Genomic DNA, 1385 nt, shown 5'->3' with positions numbered 1-1385 from the left:
GGCTCTCTGTCAAATCCTGTTGATAGTCAATTTTACAGTGTTAGAAGTTACTTAACTTCTAATGCTGTTTTTTTACTTGGTTTGGTCCGCATTTGTTGCAGTTTGATCCGTGAAACTAGATGGTGATAGTTGCGAAAGCCAAAAGCCGTTCGCTGGATCTGTTTGATCATGCGATTGATTCCCTCGATGGGACCGTTTGAGTATTTGAATTTACTGGCATTAAGGATGATCGCTGAGTTTTGCTTGAAGGTCGTTAAGGTGGCCGCCATCGGTGAGCTAAGGGGATCATTATGGGTTAAATAATTGACTAAGTCAGCTTGATTATGGCTTTTAAGACAAGTCATAATGCCTTGCATAATCGTGTAAGTATTCGCCAATGTTTCATCAAGTTCAAGCCCTAACTGGACACGTTCTTGCTGGGTCAGTTGTTGGCGCAGATGGCGGTCATAAAATAATCGTTTAGCATCAAGATCATATTCGTGCTTTAAGTACAGTTTCCAAGCGAATTTTAGCAGCCGATATTCCTTCGTCTGTTTAGGATATCGTTTCATCAGTTGGACCCGACTTTGGTTGAACGCGCGGGTCATCATAGCGACAATGTGGAACCGATCAACGATGATCTTAGCGTTGGGGAAGACAGTGCTAACAATGTCTTGGTAGTAGCTATTCAGGTCTAAAGTCACGGTTTTAACGCGCTGGCGCACCTTAATATGAAACTGATTAAAGTAAGCTAAAATGCTTTTTTTCAACCGATCCGGCAGGATCTGTTGAATTTCATGATCACCAGCACCATTAATACAAATAAAATGGAGTACGCCACCCACACCGCGCACTTCATCCATGGCTAAATGTTCGGGTAGATAGTTGTAATTCCGTCGAAAGAGCTCGTCATAGTTATCTAAATAGCGACAAACCGTACTGGGTGAGACATTATTATCACGGGCAATACTCTTTTGGGTCCGATCATCTTGTAAATGCATAAAAATCTTCTGGCGAGTTGCCCGGGAGATATGGCAATATTTATCAACTAGATCAGTCGTTGCCATCACACTAGTCCCACAGCTTTTACAAATCAGGCGCTCTTTGTGTAGCTCTAGCTCAACCGGCTCGCTAGCATTGGCAGTGAGATAAGTCACCCGCGTGACGTAGTGACCATTATGATTGAGCTGATCAAAGCCACATTGGGGGCAACGCTTAAAGACGGCTTTGACGGTGGCATGATAGACTTTGATTCGTTTGTTTTGTTTGACCTCGTTGCCATAATCGAAAAAAATAACGTTTGGGTCTTTAATATTGAGCGCAAATTTTATATGATGGTCTATAGGGTTCACGGTTTTCTCATATCCTTTTAAATGATACTGTTGTGGGTGGATTTTTTGGATGGG

The 1385-nt window shown here is 42.5% G+C and carries 1 protein-coding gene; it reads right to left on the bottom strand.

Going from position 1 to position 1385, the window contains the following annotated elements:
* Positions 1-47: 47 nt before the first annotated feature.
* Entirely contained in the window at positions 48-1331 is a 1284-nt protein-coding gene (locus FFM78_RS13615) for an ISL3 family transposase (protein WP_137638911.1), read from the bottom strand.
* Positions 1332-1385: the final 54 nt, after the last annotated feature.

The sequence above is a fragment of the Loigolactobacillus binensis genome (genome assembly GCF_005405165.1).
Classification (GTDB): Bacteria; Bacillota; Bacilli; order Lactobacillales; family Lactobacillaceae; genus Loigolactobacillus; species Loigolactobacillus binensis.
This window is presented reverse-complemented; position numbering and strand designations above follow the sequence as displayed.